Annotated in this window: 3 protein-coding genes and 1 pseudogene; 2 read left to right on the forward strand and 2 right to left on the reverse strand. The window is 37.9% G+C overall.

Annotation, left to right across the window (positions count from 1 at the left end; genetic code table 11):
• Window positions 1-1,067 precede the first annotated feature (1,067 nt).
• Together LYNGBM3L_RS43295 and LYNGBM3L_RS50290 are read right to left on the reverse strand one after the other, a co-directional pair.
• Window positions 1,068-1,241, reverse strand: coding sequence for a hypothetical protein (locus LYNGBM3L_RS43295; protein ID WP_154659753.1), 174 nt, complete (start codon window positions 1,239-1,241; stop codon window positions 1,068-1,070).
• Window positions 1,242-1,280: 39 nt separating this feature from the next.
• Window positions 1,281-1,485: pseudogene (locus tag LYNGBM3L_RS50290) on the reverse strand (IS982 family transposase); the annotation flags it as partial.
• On the opposite strand from LYNGBM3L_RS50290, the gene LYNGBM3L_RS40400 reads away from it, so the two are divergent.
• Window positions 1,387-1,593 carry a hypothetical protein gene (locus tag LYNGBM3L_RS40400; RefSeq protein WP_131826981.1) on the forward strand — a complete coding sequence of 69 codons (207 nt, stop codon included), beginning with the start codon at window positions 1,387-1,389 and terminating at the stop codon, window positions 1,591-1,593. The pseudogene LYNGBM3L_RS50290 and the gene LYNGBM3L_RS40400 sit on opposite strands and share 99 nt — an antisense overlap.
• Window positions 1,594-1,883: 290 nt before the next feature.
• Entirely contained in the window at window positions 1,884-4,964 is a 3,081-nt protein-coding gene (locus tag LYNGBM3L_RS11540) for a DUF4407 domain-containing protein (protein ID WP_008182783.1), read from the forward strand.
• Window positions 4,965-5,242 lie beyond the last annotated feature (278 nt).

The following is a 5,242-nucleotide window of genomic DNA, read 5'->3' on the forward strand; positions in this document are numbered from 1 at the left end:
CCTCTAATTGTGTAATCAAAAAGTTACAGTTAAAAAGTAAACAATAGTATCAAAAATCTCTAATCACCCGGTTGATTCTCAATAAGCCCAAAACATTGCTCAATTATTGGCCGTGTTATCCAAGGTCGATTTGAGAGTACTCTAAATTCTGGTTGCGTACGCAAATCCGACTTTGATTTTTGTTCAAAGTCAGGGGAAAATTCGTTGACTTTGAACAAAAAAACTTCTTTAGGATGGGATTTATTCGAATTTCAAAAAAAAATTAGAGTTAATGGTAAGCATTCAGCTAATGCGCGTAGCCCATTAACTGTTCGCGCAGCGTGCGCGTAGCCCATTAGCTGACGGCTGAATGCTTACAGTTAATAAGATTTTTGTCTGTTACCATTTATACCAAATTAGATGGGTTTACCCTGACCTCATAAACCTCATATCAAACCTCATAAACCTCATAAACCTCATATCAAACCTCATATCAAACCTCATAAACCTCATATAAAACCTCATAAACAGGGTAAATGCCTCTAATTGTGTATCAAAAGTTACAGTTAAAAAGTAAACAATAGTATCAAAAATCTCTAATCACCCGGTTGATTCTCAATAAGCCCAAAACATTGCTCAATTATTGGCCGTGTTATCCAAGGTCGATTTGAGAGTACTCTAAATTCTGGTTGCGTACGCAAATCCGACTTTGATTTTTGTTCAAAGTCAGGGGAAAATTCGTTGACTTTGAACAAAAAAACTTCTTTAGGATGGGATTTATTCGAATTTCAAAAAAAAATTGAGTTAATGGTAAGCATTCAGCTAATGGGCTACGCGCATTAGCTGTTCGCGCAGCGTGCGCGTAGCCCATTAGCTGACGGCTGAATGCTTACCTCAAAACTTCCAAGTTTTAGGGCTTAATAGTACTTTTGTTCTTACAAAACTGACCTGCTCCCTCTAAATGTGCTTGACAAAATTTCTAATTTGTGAATTATTGAATTTCTATTCTTTCCCAAGAAATCGTCAACAAGGATTACTATTGGGCATACTATGGTTTACCTTTTAGCTGTAACTTTTGATCCAAATTTCTAGGCGTTTACCCTGGCCGAGAATGGGTACGCTTCCCTTATCGCTTCGGTGTCACTCCTTAAGTCTGTTTTTCCATGTACCGGAACTGCCCGAGAATGCGTTCGCGTAGCGGCTCGTACCGAGCATCGCGTAGCGTGACCATTCGCGTAGCGTGGCCTAAAGGCCAAGGTCAATCGCTTCCCAACAGAATTCCGTAATCTTATATACTACTTTTTGAATCTAGGGAACCCAGAACCATGAAAAGCGATCACGATGGTCATCATCTCACCCTCGACTCATTCGAGAGCGACAGGATCGTTCCCCTGCAATGGAAGGTAATTGGGGCAACTGCTGCCAGTAACACTCAAACAACTGAAAAAAGTCGTCTACTTCACAGAACATACGGGTGATATCCAAACGCGATACAATATTGGTCATAGCTGGCTGAGACTCAATGGCTTCAAATCTAGTCGAGCGCCTTTCTTTCACCGTAAGCATTCAGCCGTCAGCCGTCAGCCGTCAGCCATTCCCGTAGCGTGGCCATAGGCCAAGGCTCACGCTATGGGGAGAAACTGTTACCGTAGCGTGGCCACAAGCCATTAGCTGATAGCATCTCAAGTAGCACCATCTGTAGCCCATTAGCTGAGAGCTGTTCGCGTAGCGTGCGCGTAGCGCTTAAGCTGAGAGCTGAGAGCTGAGAGCTGATAGCTGAGAGCTGAATGCTTACCTTTCACCTTTGTCCAGTTCCTCGAACTCACGTTCAAATAATAACGATTAAGGTAGGGAAAGACTATTATTTTAAATAACTAGTTAACTAATTAAGTGGAGTTTTTGTTATGGCAATTGATCGGGCACCTGGCGTTTATGTAATCTCTCAAGATGAGATGGGAATTGTTTATCAAAAGTTTGGTAGTCCTTTACCATCTAATCGTCAAATTGCTCTTAATGGAGAAATGGGTTGGCAGGTTGATACTCTTGGTCCTGGACGACATTTTCGCTCTCCGTTGACGTATAAAGTTGTCATACAAAAGGCTATACAGATTGATAAAGATGAAATTGGATTAGTAACAGCCAACGATGGTGATTCTCTTCCCACAGGTAAAATGTTTGGTAAAGTTGTCGAAGAATGCGATGACTTTCAAGATGGTCGTGCCTTTATCAAAAATGGTGGTCAACGGGGTAGGCAGTTAGGTATTTTAAAAAATGGTATTTATCGCCTTAATACTAAACTGTTTTCTGTTGAAATAAGGCCAATTACTTACATTAATGACTATGAAATTGGCTTAGTAGAAGCGAAAGATGGCAAGCCACTTCCGATTGGAAAAACCTTTGGTGATGCTGTTGAATGCAACAATTTTGAAGATGCTCAAGCATTTATTAAAAATGGAGGATATAGAGGCCAACAGTTAAAGATTATTACTACTGGCAAATACGCAATTAATACAGAACTTTTCAAAATTAAGAGAGTTGAACTTATCAAAATTGGAGTTAATGAAGTAGGGTTAGTGGAAGCAAGGGATGGTGAGCCACTTCCACTTGGTCAGAACTTTGGTAAAGTTGTTGAATGTGGCACTTTTCAGGACGCTGAAGCATTTATCAAAAACGGCGGTCAACAAGGGAACCAATTAGCAATTCTTCCTCCTGGAATTCACTACATTAATACAGAGTTGTTTAAAGTTCACAATGTACCATTAATTAATATTCGATCAGGGGAGATAGGGCTAGTTATTGCTCAAGATGGTGCTGAACTACCACCAGGACAAATACTAGGTAAAGCTGTAGATTGCGATAATTTTCAGAATGTTGAAGCCTTTGTCAAAAACGGTGGTCAACAAGGTAAACAGCGAGCAATTCTTACTGAAGGTTACTATAGAATAAACACTGAACTATTTACAGTAGTTACTACTGACAATGCCAAGCAATATGGACTGAAGCCAGAACAATTAAAAGTTTACAGAGTTGAATCAGGTAAAATTGGTATTGTTACCACTTTTGATGGTAAGCCCTTACCAGGAGGGGAGATTGCGGGAGCAGTTATTAAGGGACATAATAAGTTTCAGGAGCCACAGGAGTTTATTGAAAAAGGTGGCTATCGAGGTTTACAAGAAGAATTTATCGAAGAAGGTTTTTGGAGTTTAAATCCTTGGTTTGTGGAAGTTGAACAAGTTCCTTTAACTAATATTAAATCTGGAACAGTTGGAGTTTTAATCTCAAATGTTGGTAAGAATAGCCAAGCAAATCAAGAGCAAACTACTCATGGTTATCAGTTTAATATCGTTCCAATTGGGTATAAAGGGATTCAGAACATACCAATAGAAGCTGGAACACATCCTATCAATACAAGAGTGAAAAGTATAGTAATAGTTCCTGCCCATGAAATAACTTTGGAATGGACGAATAGAGATAAACCAGCAACCAACTACGATTCTAATTTGAAAACCTTAGACCTTCGCTCTAAAGATGGCTTTACTTTTAAAATTGAAGTCACACAGGTTATTAATATTGCTCCAAAAAATTCTCCTAAAATGATCTCTCGTGTGGGTTCACCAAATGCTAATAGTTCTGAGCAATTTGAGGAACAAGGAGGAGTTCTTAGCTGCTTGTCTAATGGTGCGGTTAAATATAGCTCCATTAAAAACCTTGTGAATAGGGTATTAGAACCGATGGTTGGTAATTACTTCCGTAATTATGCTCAAGAATATAATGTCTTAGACTTCTTACAACAACGGGATCAAATCCAGGAACGAGCTACAGAAAATATCAAAAGTGCTCTTAATGCTTATGGTGTTGAAGCGGTTGGTACTTTTATAAACGAAATTGCCTTACCAGCTGAACTTCAACACCTAATACAGGCTCCAACAATTAAAGATAATTTAAATTCACTAGAAAAATTATTGCTATGGTCTGCTGGTGCAGATCATCATATTTTGGCCCAAAAAGAATGTTTGACAGAACGATATAAATATACAGCAATTGGTACCACGGTTTTGCTAACATCAACAACGGCTATTTTTTCCGGTGGTTATGCTCTTTATACAGTATTCGGTTCTGTAGCAGCTTCTTGTGTAGGAGGAATTTTTTGGAGTTTTATAGTTTTTAACTTAGATCGTTTTTTAATTTTAAGCTCTAAGAGAAAAAAATCGGAATCAAATTTAAAATTGTCATTTATTGCAGCAACTAGTCTTCGATTAGTAATAGCCTTATTATTAAGCTTTGTGGTGGCTAAACCCCTTGAATTGAGGCTTTTTGAAAAAGAAATTAATCAGAAAATAAAACAACAAAAAGATGATGCAAGAAAAGAAAAAGTTAGCGAACCAATAAAAGAATTAGAACAAGAAATTAAAGCCTTAAATCAAGAAAAAAACAAGTACAAAAATGAATGGGAAGACGCCGAAAATGTTGCTAATGCAGAAGCAGAAGGTACACAGGGAACAGGCCAATTTGGAAAAGGAATTGTTTATAAAGACAAACGAAATTATGCAGATGAAATAAAACAACAATTTATTGAATTAGATAATAAAGTTAAGGAGAAAGAGGAACAAATAGATAAGCTTAGGCAAGAACGTAACCTGATTTTGCAGTCACCAGAGAGTAACTTAGAACAACTGAATCAAGAAATTGACAAAGAATCAGATGGCTTCTTAGCCCGTCTTGTTGCTTTAGAAGAACTATCTAAAGACGATCCGAATATTCGTAATATTAATTGGCTAATCACTGCCTTATTCGTCACTATTGAAATCTCACCTATATTAGTTAAACTTTTGTCTGGCAAAGGTCCTTATGATTATTTACTTGAGCAGAAAGAAAGTCAGGAAATTTATAATGAATATTTCCGCATTAAAAAAGAACAAAGACTTCAATTATCTGAAGGAGCATCAAAAAAATACATGAAAAAAATTCAGGAGTTTGAACAATAAATTACAAAAACAAAATAAGACTATAGCGTTTCTATCCTAATCAGGTACACAGGATTTTTTACCTCTTGCCTCTTGCTAGCTTGCCTATTACTTGCTCCCTGCTCCCTTTCAATCAAAAGACGATGTCTTAAACAATACTTCCTTTGCTATAGTACCCACATGGGAATGCAATGGGTCAGAGGATCATAAACAAGTATTTATACTCAGGACTTACGCGGTTAAGTTGATTTCGCCCCCCTAGCCCCCCAATTTTGGGGGGTAATGATGTCAAAGTCCCC

The sequence above is a fragment of the Moorena producens 3L genome, from assembly GCF_000211815.1.
Taxonomy (GTDB): domain Bacteria; phylum Cyanobacteriota; class Cyanobacteriia; order Cyanobacteriales; family Coleofasciculaceae; genus Moorena; species Moorena producens.

What these genes read in the sequence shown, in the direction of transcription:
- LYNGBM3L_RS11540 (WP_008182783.1), top strand. Translation starts at nt 1,884, where the DNA reads ATGGCAATTGATCGGGCACCTGGCGTTTATGTAATCTCTCAAGATGAG.